This is a genomic window from Leclercia sp. W17 (assembly GCF_003336325.1).
Lineage (GTDB): Bacteria > Pseudomonadota > Gammaproteobacteria > Enterobacterales > Enterobacteriaceae > Enterobacter.
Genome location: NZ_CP031102.1, coordinates 18,383 through 35,047, shown reverse-complemented (window position 1 = coordinate 35,047; position 16,665 = coordinate 18,383). Strand labels below are relative to the sequence as shown.

Below are 16,665 nucleotides of genomic sequence, written 5' to 3'. Positions count from 1 at the left end.
ATTCCGGATGAATATGCAAACAGTCAGCTTTTCCGATTCTCCCGTTGATGATCTCCTCGCTGAGCTTCTTACCCTGGCACGCTCCCGTTTTCCACTTCCCTGCGATTGCCTTCGCGCAGAACAGACGCATCAGGTAAAGAAGTTCGAGGTGGAAGGTGCGACCCTTTCCTTCCCGCTGGAAGGAGAATTCCGGTATCGTGAAAATGAGAAATGGCACCGGGTGATCCCGGGCGAGATTATGGTCGTCCCGAATGCCCGTAGCATCGATATAGAATATGCCCCTTCAGAACAAAGTGGTGAGTTTGTTGCCCTGAGCGTGGTGCTCGCGGAGGAACAGCTTGAAGCAGCCAGGCTGTTACTTGCCGCACCACCACCACAGGACACCGGCAGCATCGCAGCCATTTCCGTATCAGCTCTTCTTTCACCCCTTAACCGCTGGACAGCCGCAATGCGGGAAGGGAAGCGTCCGCTTTCCCTGCACGCCATGGTTGAAGTGGTGCTCTGGCTTTATGGCATGGGATACCATGCTTTGCTGCGAGCCCGGCAGCCAAGTCTGGCCATGAAAATCCGTCAGATGGTAGCGGACAAACCGGCTCATCCCTGGAGTGCTGCTGAAATTGAAGATCTGACGGGACTCAGTGGCCCCACGCTTCGGCGCCACCTGGCCAGTGAGTCAACCAGCTTACGCTCAGTTATCGCCGATGCACGTATCGCGGAGGCTCTCCGCCTGCTGATGACATCGACGCTGCCGGTAAAAACGGTCGCGGGGCGGGTGGGTTACAATTCACTATCGAGCTTCAGCAAGCAGTTTTCTGAACGCTATGGAATCGAACCTTCAGGGTTCCGCTGACTTCAGTTCGTTCAAGGTACACATTGCGTCCCTCGCACTTCAGTAACTTGCGTGGATCTTTCGAATATAACGGAAGATATTGGCCGGCATTGCGTGTAACCGGTTCAGGAGTTCTCATCGTGACGGGAGAGCTAAATCGGTACGGCTGTTGTTCTCAGCTATAAGAACAACTGAGTATCTGACCAGCTGTCTGGTGCTGGCAGCAGCATGCAGTGCAATCGGTCAGGCTCAAAGGAACTGACCTGATGTCAGGTTATAATTTCGGACACATCATAACCCCAGAAGGAGACAACTGTGGTTCATGTTTTCATTATCGGTGGTGCAGGCAAAATCGGCCAGCGTCTGTGCAGGATCCTTTCAGGTAGGGGGCATGCTGTTCGTGCCCTCTACCGTAAGCCAGAGCAGCAGGCATTGCTAGGCGAGCTGGGTGCTGAGCCCGTCAGTGGGAGCCTGACAGAGCTGGATGCAGCTGCGCTGGCGATGCACTTTGCAGGTAGTGATACAGTGGTGTTTACTGCCGGTGCCGGCGGTAAGGGGGGACAGGAGATGACCAATGCGGTCGACGGCGAAGGGCTGAAAAAGTCGGTAGCTGCCGCCCTCAGTGCCGGTGTGTCTCGCTTTCTGCTCGTTTCTGCATTCCCGGAGTCCGCACGGGGAGAAACCACTTCTGAATCATTCGAAAATTATATGCGTGTTAAAAAAATGGCCGATGTGGAACTAGCACAAAGCGAGCTTGACTGGGTGATCCTGCGCCCCGGCGCGCTGCAGGATAAGACTGGTACGGGTTATGTACGTGCCGGCCTGGCCATCCCGTATGGTAACGTGCCCCGTGATGACGTGGCGGCTACGCTGGCTGAACTCATTGAGCAACCTGCCGTCAGCCGCGTCATCATTGAGCTGACGTCTGGCGATGCTCCTGTCCGTGAAGCCATACAGAAGCTGGCGGGCCGATAAAAGGCAGCGCACGTACCAGCAGGCTGCAGGCCCCCAGGCGTTTACAATAAACTTTCCAGCCAGTCGGTAAACGCCCGTACTTTTCGGGAGAGATGGCGGTGCGGATACAGAAGTTACAGTTTGCGATTCGGGGACGTATTATCTGGCAGAACCTCTACCAACAGCCCGCGATCGAGATAAGGCTGCAAAAAAATATTCATGCCCTGTAGTATTCCCAGCCCCGCCAGGCCTGCTGCAATGTAGGCTTCTGAGTTATCCACGACAAGCCTGCCTGGAAGTTCAATTTCGGTGGAGCCCTCTGACGTCCCGAATGTCCAGGGCATAACTTGTCTGTTGCTGCTGTTAATCCAGTTGACGGCCTGATGCTGCTGCAACTCGTCCATTGTTTCCGGGGTGCCGTGTTGATCAAGATACGCAGGACTGGCGCAGGTCGTCATTTTAACGGTTCCCACCTCCTTTGCGATATAGTCGCCATCGTCCAGCTCCCCCACCCTCAGTATGCAGTCCAGGCCATCATGCAGCATATTCCGTCGGCGGTCTGAGCTGCTCAGGATAATTTCAATTCCGGGATGCTGGCGATAAAAATCAGGCAGGTTGGGTATAACAAGTAAAGCCGCAAACGCGACAGGCATATCTATGAGCGAATAGCGGGCGTCAAAATGATAGCGACAGGAAAGTTCTGCCATATTAAACATAACAACCCTTGGGCGCACCGCCGCAGGCGCCCTCAGCACGTTTCTGCGGCCTCCCGCCTGTTTCCGGCACCTTTCAAACGCCCCTGATGATTTCTGCGCGTCTGCATGGCTATGCAGTGAGATCTGCTCTCCACCGATTAGTGCATGCAGATTTTGGAAACGTCCAATTCTGGCACGAAGCGGTCACCCCGGCGGGGTGCAGTCCGCTGTCAGCGAAAACGGACATTGAGCCAATCAAATAATCTGTGCCAGAATTTGTCATTGAGGCTAGTACTTTCGAGTAGATCTATTTCCCGCCCGTACTCTTAAACTCATCTATCTCATCCTTCTACGACTTATTACCGGGAATATAAAACCCCGCCGAAGCGGGTTTGGTAATTTGAGTTTTTCTCAGGCGGCCATCTTTCTGCATTGTTCGGCGCAGTGATGACAAGCGCTTGAGCAATCCTGACAATGGTCATGTTCATGCTTTCCACACTCGTCACCGCACTTCTGACAAACATCAGCGCAAAGACGGCAAAGATCCTGGGCAGACCCGCTATTTAGTGTCATGAATTGAGCTGCAAGACGGCAGATATTTGCACACTGCATATCCAGTTTTATGCACTCGCGCATCATCTCCAGATTCTCTTCGTCGAGACACGAAGCCGCACTGACCTGCCCCCACGATTAGATACAACACTCAGTTAGTAACGTCGGAATCTTCATTCTCAGAATGACCCTTTCTCCAGCCCGCTGCAAATTCAGACGGTGTCTGATAATTCAGCGTGGAGTGCGGGCGGCATTCGTTATAATCCTGCCGCCAGTCATTAATAATTTTCCTGGCATGAACGATATCGCTGAACCAGTGCTCATTCAAACATTCATCGCGAAATCGTCCGTTAAAGCTCTCAATAAATCCGTTCTGCGTTGGCTTGCCCGGCTGGATTAAGCGCAACTCAACACCATGCTCAAAGGCCCATTGATCCAGTGCACGGCAAGTGAACTCCGGCCCCTGGTCAGTTCTTATCGTCGCCGGATAGCCTCGAAACAGTGCAATGCTGTCCAGAATACGCGTGACCTGAACGCCTGAAATCCCAAAGGCAACAGTGACCGTCAGGCATTCCTTTGTGAAATCATCGACGCAGGTAAGACACTTGATCCTGCGACCGGTGGAAAGTGCGTCCATGACGAAATCCATCGACCAGGTCAGATTGGGCGCCGCCGGACGGAGCAGCGGCAGACGTTCTGTTGCCAGCCCTTTACGACGTCTTCTGCGTTTTACGCCCAGGCCACTGAGGTGATAAAGCCGGTACACGCGCTTATGATTAACATGAAGCCCTTCACGGCGCAGCAACTGCCAAATACGACGGTAGCCAAAACGCCTGCGCTCCAGTGCCAGCTCAGTGATGCGCCCTGATAAATGCGCATCAGCAGCCGGACGGTGAGCCTCATAGCGGCAGGTCGACAGGGATAAACCTGTAAGCCTGCAGGCACGACGTTGCGACAGACCGGTCGCATCACACATCAACATCACGGCTTCCCGCTTCTGGTCTGTCGTCAGTACTTTCGCCCAAGAGCCACCTGAAGCGCCTCTTTATCCAGCATGGCTTCGGCAAGCAGCTTCTTGAGTCTGGCGTTCTCTTCCTCAAGCGACTTCAGGCGCTTAACTTCAGGCACCTCCATACCGCCATACTTCTTACGCCAGGTGTAAAACGTGGCATCGGAAATGGCATGCTTGCGGCAGAGTTCACGGGCGGGTACCCCAGCTTCGGCTTCGCGGAGAATACTGATGATCTGTTCGTCGGAAAAACGCTTCTTCATGGGGATGTCCTCATGTGGCTTATGAAGACATTACTAACATCGGGGTGTACTAATCAACGGGGAGCAGGTCAGCACAGTTATCACATGCCGTTGCACATAGATAACAGGCTTCGATGCATTTTTTGTATTCGTCTAACATAATTTCTCCTTAGCTAAGGTTACGTATTAAGCATGGAAGAGATAACTGATTATTCAAATTTTGAATTAGTTAATTACCTTTTCAGCATTTCATATCATTGATTCAAAGTGCATCTCTAGGGTTACCTAATTCACCTATGTCTACTTCTGGCACAATGCAGAAATGAGATAGATTTACTTTATCCGCTTCTCGCTCAAAGCTGTCCGTAATCCCTTGCCTGCTTAAAAAAACCGGATTAACGTGTGATGTTTTTACGTTTTCCAGGCAGCCTTCATCGGTAAGTACCTGTCTTACAGACTTCAATGCACTTAGTTAAGAAACATCCTAATCGTCCTTTCGCCGATCGCGAGATCTGTTATGGCAGCTAAACTCGATTGATACCCCAATCCGCGGGGCAGCATTTCCTTTCCGCACGCAAGAAGGAGAAGATCATGAAAGCAGTAATTTACAACGGTCCTTATGATGTAAAAGTAAAAGACGTACCGGATGCGAAAATTGTCCGCCCCACGGATGTACTCGTCCGCATCACCACCACCAACATTTGTGGGTCGGACTTGCACATGTATGAGGGCCGGACCAGCTTTGAACAGGGACGGATTCTGGGTCACGAAAACCTGGGTGAAGTGGTCGAAATTGGCTCAGGCGTTGAACGTATTAAGGTGGGCGACTATGTTTGTCTGCCGTTTAACGTGGGATGTGGTTTTTGCGAAAACTGTGAAAAAGGTCTGACCGGCTTTTGTCTCACTACCAATCCGGGTACGGCAGGCGCAGCTTATGGTTTTGCTGAAATGGGTCCCTGGGAGGGAGGTCAGGCGGAACTTCTTCGGGTGCCATTTGCCGACTTTAACTGCCTTGTTCTTCCCCCTGATGCGGCAGAAAAAGAAGATGATTATGTGATGCTCTCTGACATTTTTCCTACCGGCTGGCATGCAACAGAACTTGCCGGATTGAAGCCTGGTGAAAGCGTGGCCATTTATGGCGCGGGGCCGGTCGGTTTGATGGCAGCTCATTCGGCGATCATTAAAGGTGCTTCACAGGTGTTTGTGGTTGATACGCACACAGACCGGTTGGCTCTGGCTGAAAAAATGGGGGCGACGGGCATCAATGCTACTGGCGATGAAGCTGTACAAAAAATTCTCGACCTGACGGATGGACGCGGTACGGATTGTGGCTGCGAATGTGTTGGCTATCAGTGCTGTAACAAACATGGCCATGAAGATAACTCTGTTACCATGAACAGTCTTGTTGCGTCGACGAAAGCAACCGGGGGAATTGGTGTGGTTGGCGTCTTTATTCCTCAGGATCCGGGGGCTGAATCGGAGCTTGCCAGAGAGGGTAAGATGCCATTTGATTTTGGGAGTTTCTGGTTTAAAGGACAGGCAATCCGTACCGGCCAGGCGAACGTTAAGGCCTATAACCGTCAGCTGTCTCGCCTCATCCATCACGATAAAGCCAGTCCGGGCAAAATAATTTCTCATCGTCTTTCGCTTGAAGAGGCTCCTGCCGGATATAAGCACTTCGATGAGCGGGATGAAGGATGGACGAAGGTTATCCTTAAGCCTTAAATAGAGTTATCCGGTATGAGAAAGCAAAAACCGGGAAAGAATGTATGACTTTTGACAGGGTGCAATAAAATATCCTGTCAGGGCGTTATTATTCATACTTTCAGCTGCCAGGCGCTTCCATATCCAGACTTGTTCCCTGATTTTGCCGACGAGATAGCAAAATTAATACATTCAGGAGGAGGCATCTGCGGTTGATCTGTTCCGTATTTATTAACGCCCTGTGCTGTAAGTATTGTCTGCCTCTACCACATAGCAGACATGTGCGCAGGAACGGTCCGCTATGAGCGAAAAGCGGACTTCCGGTCCTTGCGCAAACTCCCGTTCCGAGAAGTTGCAGTTCACAAATCACCTGTTAAAGAAGGTATGGTAGCCCACAGCATTAATTTTGCTTCCATCTTCAGTCAGACTGGCCGGTACCGGCTTCCGATAAGTTTCGTCGGCTGAGGCCCGCTAAAGTAGAGAGGTCAAAAAATAACCTTGACGTACAATAATTTTCGATATCCAAACTGACCCCTAATTAGGTGGACACCTGATGACTGACTTAAAATTTCTATCACGCCAGCGTTACACATCCGCAGTCGCATCTTGCGGGGTTCAGCGGGGTGTTGCAGGCGGACGTGCACGTGCGGACGCCCTCTGACACCACGACCGAAGCGCTGTGCCGTATCGGCGAGCTGTATGGCATCGAGGCGGGCATCCGGGGCAAAAGCGCGGCGGAACGGCTGGCCATTCGGCAGGAAAAAGCGGTACCGCTGCTGACCGCGCTGGAGGGCTGGCTGCGTGAAAAGCAGAAAACGCTGTCACGGCACTCGGAGCTGTCGAAGGCGTTCGCGTACGCGCTGAACCAGTGGGATGCGCTGAAATTATACCTGCGGGAGATTACTGATACAGAACACGCCGGGAATGTGCCGCCATTGACGCAATGACGACACAGCCCTTTTTAACCGTTCCGTGAGAGTTCCCTGGCAATATACTGTGCGGTACGGCTTTCTTTGACCTGCGATACCTGTTCGGGAGTTCCTGCGGCAACCAGGCGTCCTCCCTCATGTCCCGCTCCAGGACCGATGTCGATAACCTGGTCTGCCTGAGTAACCGCCCGCATATCGTGTTCAATCATTATCACCGTATTTTCTGCATCAACAAGCCGCTGCAGCTGCACAAGGAGGCGGTCGGCGTCTGAAGCATGCAGGCCGGTTGTCGGTTCATCTAGGATATACAACGTGTGGCCACGTTGGCTACGTTGTAGTTCGGTTGCCAGCTTGATCCTTTGCGCCTCCCCTCCGGATAACTCGGTTGCTGGTTGTCCCAGACGCAGGTAGCCCAGACCAATTTCACTCAGCAGACGGAGGGGACGAGCCACTGGTTCTTCAGTCGCAAAGAACTGACTGGCTTCATCCACCGTCATATGCAGGACCTCCGCGATATTTTTGTCCTGCCAGCAGATCCTGAGAGTATCCCGGTTATACCGCGCGCCATGGCAGGTCGGGCACGGTGCATACACGCTCGGCATAAACAACAGCTCCACGCTGACGAATCCTTCACCTTCACAGGTTGCACAGCGGCCTTTTGCCACATTGAAAGAGAATTGACCCGCATCGTAATGATGGAGTTTGGCGTCAGTCGTTCCGGCAAAGAGCTTACGAACAGGATCAAACAACCCGGTATATGTCGCCAGGTTTGAACGGGGGGTCCTGCCTATCGGTTTCTGGTCAACCTGAACCAGACGCTTTACCAGTCCGGTATCACCGGTCAGGGTACCGTACGTTTTCTCCGTTACGGATGGCCCCTCAGCGTCGCTGGCTTCGGAAAGCACGTCTTCTGGCTCACCGCCAAGTGAAGAAAGCACCAGTTCCGGTAAGGCCTGGGCAATCAGACTGGATTTACCGGAGCCAGAGACTCCCGTCACGGCTGTCAGCACACCCAGAGGAATATCAACATCGATCCACTTAAGATTGTGGCGATGGATCCCCTGCAGTTTCAGCCACCCGGATGGGATACGGGCAAAAGATTGTGGTGGCCGGACTTCATCAAATAAATAACGCGCGGTACGAGATTGGGTGACGGCTTTCAGATCTTCAGGAATACCACTGTAGAGAACATGTCCTCCCTGTTCACCAGCCGACGGTCCCACATCAACAAGCCATTGCGCCCGTCGCATCAGGTTAAGATCATGTTCAACGACAAACACCGAGTTGCCGGCATCACGAAGGTTCTCAAGCGCATCGTAAAGCGCTTTACTGTCTGAGGGGTGCAGACCCGCAGACGGTTCATCAAGAACATAGACCACACCAAACAGCATCGAACTGAGTTGCGTGGCAAGACGCAGTCGCTGAAGCTCTCCTGCAGATAGAGTTGGGGTTGCTCTGTCCAGCGTAAGATAACCCAGCCCCAGCTTCTGCAACTGATACAACCGGGCCATGACACCACCGGTCAGCCGTTGTGCCGCCAGTCGTTTCTCTTCCGATAACGCCGATGTCCGGCAGACATCGGCGTTATCGGAATGGACCGCTTTTCCGGATGCAGCACGCTCTGTCAGATCCCGACGGGTGATATCCCTGTCGGCATCTGCGCCGGCGTGGTGGGCACTGAAATCCCCCCGGGAGATTGGAAGGAGCAATTCCGCCAGCTGGTCTAAGGGCATCTGCATAAATTCACCAATGTCCACACCGGCAAAGGTGACGGACAATGATTCTGACTTCAGTCTTTTCCCGTGACAGACCGGACACAGCTTGCCTTCCATAAAACGGGAGACTCGTTTTCTCATCAACGCGCTTTGCGTGCTGGCGAAGGTATGTAGCACATAACGACGTGCCCCGGTGAAGGTCCCCATATAACCCGGCGTCATTTTTTTCCTGACGGCTTCGCGCGTATCTTCCGGACTCAGTCCCGGGAAAACCGGTACAGTGGGGGTGTCTTCGGTAAAAAGGATCCACTGACGGTCTTCCGCTGGCAGATTTTTCCAGGGAGTGTCGATGTCATACCCCAGCGTCACCAGAATATCCCGCAGATTCTGTCCGTGCCAGGCCGGGGGCCAGGAAGCAATAGCCTTTTCACGGATACTAAGTGAGGGATCGGGCACCATCAGTGTTTCAGTTACCTCATAGATATGGCCCAGACCATGGCAAGAAGGGCATGCCCCCTGCGGCGTGTTGGGAGAAAAATCCTCGGCATACAGCATCGGTTGTCCGGCAGGATAAGCGCCCGCCCGTGAGTACATCATTCGCACCAGACTGGATAAGGTGGTCACGCTGCCGACAGAGGAGCGCGCGTTACTGGCACCGCGTTGTTGCTGAAGCGCAACGGCTGGCGGCAGTCCGTCAATGGCATCCACATCCGGAACCCCGACCTGATCAATGAGGCGACGAGCGTAGGGGGCAACCGATTCAAAGTAGCGCCGTTGCGCCTCAGCATAAATGGTGCCAAAGGCCAGTGAAGACTTACCCGAGCCTGACACACCCGAAAAAACAACCAATGCGTTGCGCGGAATGGAAACATCCACCTCTTTAAGGTTGTTCTCGCGAGCACCGCGAATCACAACTGAATTGTTGTCGTCAGTCAGGATGGGATGATAACCGAAAAGTTTCTTTGCCATAGAATTTCCTGTGCTAGGTGTGTCCGCTCTTAATAAGGCCACCTCTTGTGACGGTATCTGGTGTGCCGGACCGCTCGATCAGAAAGCCCGTCGAAAAAAGCGTTTGTGTGACTGGAAACAGATTGCTGAAGCTGGGCCCGGTGGTACCATGTGGGACACCGCTGAAGTTTCAGCGGTACCCTGCGGATCCGCCTTCTGTATGAGAACTGGCTGGCGGCGTACCCGGGACCGGAGATTTGGCTCCCGTGATAATGCGGGCTCCCCGGTACGCGACGCTGTGGTTCCAGACCCAGCTGATGGCGACACTCAGGCGGTTTCGGGTACCAATTAAAAAATACAGATGAATAATGCACGTGATTTCATATGTCATTTCCTTTCATTACAGTTTTAGACCCCATCAGACATCTGCCTGGCAGAGTTAACGGAGATAGGAGCGGACTATCGAAATGGTGTCGTCGATTGACCTCTTCTGCGACTCATTTCGTTTGCCCGTATCGGGGAATTCCTCCCGAAGATAGCTTTCCAGAACAACCGCCATCAGGTCGTTAACGGCTCCCTGGACTGACCCCGCCCCGGTAGACGATCCTGCCCTATAGTTTGAGTATAGGAGGAGCGTATGGGCACACCACGATTTACACCTGAATTTAAGGAAGAAGCCGTCCGTCAGATAACGGAACGCGGTTATTCCGTCGCCTAAGTATCTGAGCGTCTGGGCGTCTCTGCACACCGCCTCTACAAGTGGCTACGGGCTATCAAACCTGATAACAGCGAGCAGCATGCCCGGGATTTACTGGAAGCTAAAAGCGAGATCCTGAAACTCCGGGCGCAGCTAAAACGCACCGAAGAAGAACGGGATATCCTGAAAAAGGCCGCGCGGTACTTTGCAAAGGAGCCCGACTGAAGTACCGCTTTATCAATGAGCACCGAACTGTATGGGGTGTGATGACGATGTGTCGGGTACTGAATGTCGCCCGGGCCGGGTTCTATGCGTGGCTGCATAACCCTGTCTCGGCGCGTGATAAAGATAACCAGCGCCTGCTGATGCTTATCCGCGACTCATATTCCCTGAGCGGAGGCGTATACGGTTACCGGCGGGTTCATGGCGATCTGAACGAAATCGGGGAAACCTGTGGTAGAAACCGGGTGGGTCGGATCATGCAACTGGACCGGATTAAAGCTGTGCGCGGCTATAAAGCGCCACGTCGTATCGCTGGCAGGCCTTCAGTCGTTGCTCCTAATCTCGTGCAGCGGCAGTTCACCGTTGTCCGGGCCACCCAGGTCTGGGTCACCGATATTACTTATAGTGTGCCCGGAGTTCAGGGCGGGCATGGATGCTTAAATGAACCGCGAGTCTGTCTGGAATATTGAACCGGTAACTCACGATGAGAAACCCAACAATCCCACCGGGTGTGACGGTGGAGAACCTGAGCGGCAGTGACCTGCGGCATGCCCGCAGGGTGATGTAACCCGCTGACAACGGGGATTGAGGCGAGATCACTAAGCCGAGATGATCCTCAAGGTTAAGTACTGAAAGGCTGAAGAACATGAACCCGTTAATCCGCCTCTGTGGGTTGAAAACGTCACCACGGCCTACGTGATCTGACAGGCCGTGCAGGAGGAACTGGCAGTGATACGTAAGCACTGCCGGTCGAAGGTGTTTTGACATGTATGCGAAACACCGGGGCAGCAGCGTCTATCACGCTTGCGATGCTGACTTCTGCCAACTTGCGGCAAGCAAGGATAAAGAGTGCGACGGGCAGCCTCCTCAGTATGCCTGAGTCCAGGCAGGTAAACCGGGGAAGGTCAGCGACGGATGTTAAGGGGGCATGGCTCCGATGACGCGCTGGCTGGCGGAGCTTCCGTAGTAGTCCGCGATGGGGAAAGCCCATTACATGGCGAAGGGAAGCAGTTTGAATGTGTTTGCGACGTGAATTAACTGACCTAACGAGGTGAAGACCTTTGATAATCAGCGAAATGCAACGCAAGCTTGCCACATGGGCAGCCACCGATCCGTCCCTACGGATTCAACGGCTGCTGCGTCTGATAACACAACCAGAATGGCTGGCTGAAGCGGCGCGGATCACGCTTTCATCAAAGGGGGCCCATACCCCCGGCGTTGATGGCGTGAACAAAACAATGCTACAGGCCAGACTGGCTGTTGAGCTGCAAATCCTCAGGGATGAATTACTCTCAGGCCACTACCAGCCCTTGCCCGCCAGACGGGTTTACATCCCTAAAAGCAACGGCAAACTGCGACCACTGGGTATCCCCGCGTTGCGGGATCGTATTGTTCAGCGGGCCATGCTGATGGCGATGGAGCCGATATGGGAGAGTGATTTTCATACGCTCTCATATGGCTTCCGGCCTGAGCGCAGTGTCCACCACGCGATCCGCACGGTGAAATTACAGCTCACAGACTGTGGTGAAACCCGGGGACGCTGGGTGATTGAAGGCGACCTGTCCAGTTACTTCGACACCGTACATCATCGACTGCTGATGAAGGCTGTACGCCGCAGGATCAGTGACGCACGTTTCATGACTCTGCTGTGGAAAACCATCAAGGCGGGACATATCGATGTCGGTCTCTTTCGGGCGGCCAGTGAAGGTGTACCACAGGGCGGTGTTATATCGCCGCTATTATCGAACATCATGCTGAATGAGTTCGATCAATACCTGCATGAGCGCTACCTGAGCGGGAAAGCCAGAAAAGATCGGTGGTACTGGAATAACAGTATCCAACGGGGCCGAAGTACGGCGGTCAGAGAAAACTGGCAGTGGAAACCCGCGGTGGCGTACTGCCGCTATGCCGATGATTTTGTCCTCATCGTCAAAGGCACCAAAGCACAGGCGGAAGCCATCAGGGAGGAGTGTCGGGGTGTGCTCGAAGGCAGTCTGAAACTCAGGCTGAACATGGATAAGACTAAAATCACCCATGTTAATGACGGCTTTATCTTTCTGGGGCACAGGATCATTCGCAAACGCAGTCGTTATGGCGAGATGCGAGTGGTCTCAACGATCCCGCAGGAGAAAGCCAGAAACTTCGCCGCATCGCTGACAGCACTGTTATCAGGCAACTACAGTGAAAGCAAAGTCGATATGGCTGAACAACTCAACCGAAAACTGAAAGGCTGGGCCATGTTCTATCAGTTCGTTGATTTTAAGGCCAAAGTCTTCAGTTATATCGACCGTGTCGTGTTCTGGAAGCTGGCTCACTGGCTGGCCCGCAAATACCGTACAGGTATCGCTTCCCTGATGAGGTGGTGGTGTAAATCACCGAAACCGGGTCAGAGCAAAACGTGGGTTTTATTTGGTAAAACCAATCACGGCAAGCTCAGCGGCGAAATACTGTACCGGTTGGTGGGGCAAGGCAAGAAGCTGTTCCGCTGGCGGCTACCCGAAGGTAATCCCTATCTGAGGACGGAGACCAGAAACACGTATACATCGCGCTTTACAGAAGTGGCAATGGCGTTCGCCAGCATTTAAATGGAGAGCCGGATGCGCTGAAAGGTGCACGTCCGGTTCGGGGAGGAGAGGCAGGGAAATAGTCCGACTACGCCCTGCCTCTTACTCTACTCCGCACCTGGCAGGGCTGGCTGTATCTGGCGGTGGTTATCGATCTCTTCGCCCGTAATGTGGTCGGCTGGTCGATGAAACCCACTCTCTCACGCGAACTGGCGCTCGACGCGCTGATGATGGCGGTCTGGCGCCGAAAACCAGACAGCGAGGTTATCGTACATAGCGATCAGGGCAGCCAGTACGGCAGTGACGACTGGCAGCGCTTCTACCGGGCCAATAACCTGGCGCCGAGCATGAGCCGGCGTGGCAACTGCTGGGATAATGCGGTGGCCGAATCGTTCTTCAGTTCGCTGAAAAAAGAACGGATCAGAAAACGCATATATAAAACCAGGGATCTGGCCCGGGCGGATCTTCGATTACATTGAAGTCTTCTATAACCGGTCCCGGCGCCACAGCCACCTCGGCGACGTCAGTCCGGAGGCCTTCGAACAGGCCTCGTCGTGAGGACAGGATTTGTCTACAGGCGTGGGGTCAGTCCAAACTATAGGGCAGGATCGTCTACCGGGGCGGGGTCAGTCCATCAACGGCTCGGAAGTGTCTAGATTATCCGTGGCGATTCAGTTACAGTACATCTCAGGTCTGCAGGGTTCAGGCCCTGTTCAGGCCTGAAAATTAAGCACATTTTCTGAGGCTGGAAATCAACTCATGCTGACAGCCTGAGCCTGTTGGCATGGTAAGCAATGTGCTCACCAATAAAGCTGGAAATGAAATAATAGCTGTGGTCGTATCCAGTATGATATCGGAACGACGCATTGAGGTTCATCTCATTGCATACTCTCTCAAGGATTTTGGTGCGCAGTTGCTCTTCATAAAAGGCGTCACTCAGCCCCTGATCAATGAAGATTTCTGGTAATTTTTCACCCTGTAAAATGAGGCTGACTGGATCGTAGGCTTCCCACGTTTTTCTGTTTTCACCCAGGTAAGCGCTAAATGCCTGTTGCCCCCATGGCACCTGAGAAGGCGATACTATCGGGGAAAATGCTGATACGCTCACATATTCACCAGGATTTCGCAGAGCCAGCACCAGAGCACCCAGCCCTCCCATAGAATGACCGGATATAGATTTTCTTGCCGTTGCAGGAAAATGATTCATGACGACATCCGGAAGCTCTCTGAGAATATAGTCATACATCCTGTAATGAACATTCCACGGCTGTTCCGTCGCGTTCAGATAAAAACCGGCCCCCTGGCCAAGATCGTAACTGTCGGCATCCGGGACATTATTACCCCGGGGACTGGTATCCGGGACAACAACGATGACGTTATGCCGGGCTGCATAATGCTGCATACCTGATTTGGTGATGAAATTCTGCTCAGTACAGGTCAGGCCCGACAACCAGTATAGTACCGGCAGTTTTTCTGTTACTGCTTTGGGAGGAAGATACACACCGAAATTCATTTCACAATTAAGGGATTGTGAATAATGCCGGTACACGTTTTGCCAGCCGCCAGAGCTGGCATGCTGCTCAATGAGTTCCATCAGCCGTTATCTCATGGTTATTTCCCCTGACCGAAGCCAGGGGAAGTATCTTTAAATCCGGACGTCAGATAAACGTATACGCCGTGATTTTGTTACCCGCCGGATCCCGCAGGTAGGCAGCATAGGCCCCGGGAAGGTGACCACGCGGGCCAGGTTGACCTTCATCAGCTCCACCGGCGGCAAGGCCGGCAGCATGGAAAGCATCAACCTCTTCCGGGGTGGCAGCAGCGAAGCCGACAGTCACCCCGTTAGCGGAAGGTGCTTCACCGTTGCCCGGACGGGCAATGATAAATGCCGGCTTTTCGCGGCCATAGAGTACCCAGCCGTTGCCAAACGGGCCGAGGTTATTGATACCAAGCGTGCCCAGGACGACATCGTAAAATGCGGAGGATTTCTCGACATCGGCTGCGCCAATGAACACATGAGAAAAGATGCCGTCACCAGAAATTACCGGAGTTGTCATTTTCCACTTCCTTCAGTTTGAGTTGATTAAAATTCTGATGGGATCAGTAATGAATCACTGTCCGGATAGATTTGCCTTCATGCATAAGCTCGAAGGCGTCATTGATTTCATCCAGTGTCATCGTATGGGTTACAAATGGCTCAAGGTCAATATCCCCCTTCATGGCATCCTCGACCATACCGGGGAGCTGAGTGCGGCCTTTTACTCCGCCAAACGCGGAACCTTTCCATACGCGCCCGGTGACCAGCTGGAAAGGACGGGTGGAAATCTCCTGTCCGGCCCCTGCGACACCAATGACAACGGACTGCCCCCACCCACGGTGAGCACTTTCCAGCGCTGCACGCATGACGTTAACGTTACCGATACATTCAAAGGTATGGTCAATACCCCACTTGTTGATATCCAGCAGAACATCTTTAATCGGTTTGTCATAATCATTCGGGTTAATGCAGTCAGTGGCCCCGAACTGACGGGCCAGGTCAAATTTTGTCGGATTAGTATCGATAGCGATAATACGTCCCGCTTTTGCCTGACGGGCCCCCTGTACCGCAGCCAGACCAATTGCCCCCAGACCAAAAATGGCAACTGAATCGCCCGGCTGCACTTTAGCCGTGTTATGGACGGCGCCAATACCGGTAGTCACGCCACAACCCAACAGGCAGACGTGTTCATGGTTCGCCTCCGGGTTAATTTTTGCCAGAGAAACCTCGGCCACAACGGTGTATTCACTGAATGTGGAACATCCCATGTAGTGGTAAAGAGGCTGACCGTTGTATGAAAAGCGAGTGGTCCCGTCAGGCATCAGTCCTTTGCCCTGAGTCTCGCGAACCGATACACAGAGGTTCGTTTTACCGGACTGGCAGAATTCACACTCCCCGCATTCAGCGGTGTAGAGCGGAATAACATGGTCACCCGGCTTCACACTGGTGACGCCTTCACCAACTTCAACGACGATACCGGCTCCCTCGTGGCCGAGAACCACCGGGAAAACGCCCTCAGGGTCATTCCCTGAGAGGGTAAAGGCATCGGTATGGCAGACACCTGTGTGGGTGTTTTTAATCAGCACCTCGCCTTTTTTAGGCGGAGCAACATCAATTTCAACAATCTCCAGGGGCTTCCCTGGTGCAAATGCAACAGCGGCACGTGATTTCATACGTAATATATCCTCAATGTAATAATGGCCTCACCTATTTAAGATAGGCACGAACCAGCTCAATCGTATCGTCAACTGATTTACTGACTTCATGACTGTAGCTGTCATTCTGGTCAAAGGTTTCCCGTATGTGGCTCTCCAGCACCTCTGCCATCAGTCCGTTAGCGGCGCCCCGGACGGCGGCGATTTGCTGGAGAACGGAACGGCATTCAGCGCCACTTTCAAGTGCTCTTTCCAGAGCATCAATCTGACCCCGGATACGGCGAACCCGGGTTAGGACCTTTTTTTTCTCTTCAGGAGTACTGGGCATTGCTTACCTCACTGCTCTGTATTTCTTATACTATAGGGGAGTATTACATTAAGATCAACACATACCCCACTATAGTATAATAAAT

At 53.0% G+C, this 16,665-nt stretch carries 10 protein-coding genes and 7 pseudogenes; 7 read left to right on the top strand and 10 right to left on the bottom strand.

The window, feature by feature from the left end:
• The first annotated feature begins 13 nt into the window (after window positions 1–13).
• Together DVA44_RS24000 and DVA44_RS23995 are read left to right on the top strand one after the other, a co-directional pair.
• Window positions 14–850, top strand: coding sequence for a helix-turn-helix transcriptional regulator (locus DVA44_RS24000; protein WP_023279881.1), 837 nt, complete (start codon window positions 14–16; stop codon window positions 848–850).
• Between the two features lie 294 nt (window positions 851–1,144).
• Window positions 1,145–1,804: an SDR family oxidoreductase gene (locus DVA44_RS23995; RefSeq protein ID WP_007897903.1), complete on the top strand. Its 660-nt coding sequence runs from the start codon at window positions 1,145–1,147 to the stop codon at window positions 1,802–1,804.
• A gap of 41 nt (window positions 1,805–1,845) precedes the next feature.
• Here the strand turns inward: DVA44_RS23995 and DVA44_RS23990 are convergent.
• From DVA44_RS23990 to DVA44_RS23975, 3 genes and pseudogenes are all read right to left on the bottom strand, one after another.
• Window positions 1,846–2,442, bottom strand: a pseudogene (locus tag DVA44_RS23990) (LysR substrate-binding domain-containing protein); the annotation flags it as partial.
• Window positions 2,443–2,889: 447 nt separating this feature from the next.
• Window positions 2,890–3,156, bottom strand: a pseudogene (locus tag DVA44_RS23980) (four-helix bundle copper-binding protein); the annotation flags it as partial.
• Between the two features lie 25 nt (window positions 3,157–3,181).
• A protein-coding gene (locus tag DVA44_RS23975) for an IS3-like element ISSen4 family transposase (protein WP_087451024.1) occupies window positions 3,182–4,302 on the bottom strand; the annotation gives its coding sequence in 2 pieces (ribosomal slippage) (window positions 3,182–4,044 and window positions 4,044–4,302; 1,122 coding nt in all).
• Window positions 4,303–4,872: 570 nt separating this feature from the next.
• Here DVA44_RS23975 and DVA44_RS23965 point away from each other — a divergent pair.
• The gene (locus DVA44_RS23965) at window positions 4,873–6,006 is read left to right on the top strand and encodes a glutathione-independent formaldehyde dehydrogenase (RefSeq protein ID WP_022651297.1); all 1,134 of its coding nucleotides are present in this window, start codon (window positions 4,873–4,875) and stop codon (window positions 6,004–6,006) included.
• A gap of 569 nt (window positions 6,007–6,575) precedes the next feature.
• Window positions 6,576–6,875 (top strand): annotated as a pseudogene (locus DVA44_RS23960) (transposase); the annotation flags it as partial.
• Window positions 6,876–6,946: 71 nt separating this feature from the next.
• Here DVA44_RS23960 and DVA44_RS23955 read toward each other — a convergent pair.
• The 3 genes and pseudogenes from DVA44_RS23955 to DVA44_RS26305 all read right to left on the bottom strand — a co-directional run.
• Window positions 6,947–9,598, bottom strand: a complete 2,652-nt coding sequence (locus DVA44_RS23955; RefSeq protein ID WP_012561117.1) for an excinuclease ABC subunit UvrA — start codon at window positions 9,596–9,598, stop codon at window positions 6,947–6,949.
• 169 nt (window positions 9,599–9,767) lie between these two features.
• Window positions 9,768–9,947, bottom strand: a pseudogene (locus tag DVA44_RS26310) (hypothetical protein); the annotation flags it as partial.
• Between the two features lie 69 nt (window positions 9,948–10,016).
• Window positions 10,017–10,163: pseudogene (locus DVA44_RS26305) on the bottom strand (regulator); the annotation flags it as partial.
• A 51-nt stretch (window positions 10,164–10,214) separates the two neighbouring features.
• Here DVA44_RS26305 and DVA44_RS23945 point away from each other — a divergent pair.
• From DVA44_RS23945 to DVA44_RS23930, 3 genes and pseudogenes are all read left to right on the top strand, one after another.
• Window positions 10,215–10,900: pseudogene (locus tag DVA44_RS23945) on the top strand (IS3 family transposase); the annotation flags it as partial.
• 672 nt (window positions 10,901–11,572) lie between these two features.
• Window positions 11,573–13,081 carry a group II intron reverse transcriptase/maturase gene (ltrA, locus tag DVA44_RS23935; RefSeq protein ID WP_001189111.1) on the top strand — a complete coding sequence of 503 codons (1,509 nt, stop codon included), beginning with the start codon at window positions 11,573–11,575 and terminating at the stop codon, window positions 13,079–13,081.
• A gap of 80 nt (window positions 13,082–13,161) precedes the next feature.
• Window positions 13,162–13,618, top strand: a pseudogene (locus tag DVA44_RS23930) (IS3 family transposase); the annotation flags it as partial.
• A gap of 199 nt (window positions 13,619–13,817) precedes the next feature.
• Here DVA44_RS23930 and fghA read toward each other — a convergent pair.
• From fghA to frmR, 4 genes are all read right to left on the bottom strand, one after another.
• A complete protein-coding gene (gene fghA, locus DVA44_RS23925) occupies window positions 13,818–14,654 on the bottom strand; it encodes an S-formylglutathione hydrolase (protein ID WP_012561110.1) in 837 nt (278 codons plus the stop codon).
• 64 nt (window positions 14,655–14,718) lie between these two features.
• Window positions 14,719–15,117: a VOC family protein gene (locus DVA44_RS23920; RefSeq protein WP_012561111.1), complete on the bottom strand. Its 399-nt coding sequence runs from the start codon at window positions 15,115–15,117 to the stop codon at window positions 14,719–14,721.
• Between the two features lie 43 nt (window positions 15,118–15,160).
• On the bottom strand, window positions 15,161–16,270 hold the full coding sequence (gene frmA, locus DVA44_RS23915; protein WP_017384070.1) for an S-(hydroxymethyl)glutathione dehydrogenase: 1,110 nt from the start codon (window positions 16,268–16,270) through the stop codon (window positions 15,161–15,163).
• A 34-nt stretch (window positions 16,271–16,304) separates the two neighbouring features.
• Complete coding sequence (frmR, locus tag DVA44_RS23910) at window positions 16,305–16,580, bottom strand: formaldehyde-responsive transcriptional repressor FrmR (RefSeq protein WP_017384071.1); 276 nt, start codon at window positions 16,578–16,580, stop codon at window positions 16,305–16,307.
• Window positions 16,581–16,665: the final 85 nt, after the last annotated feature.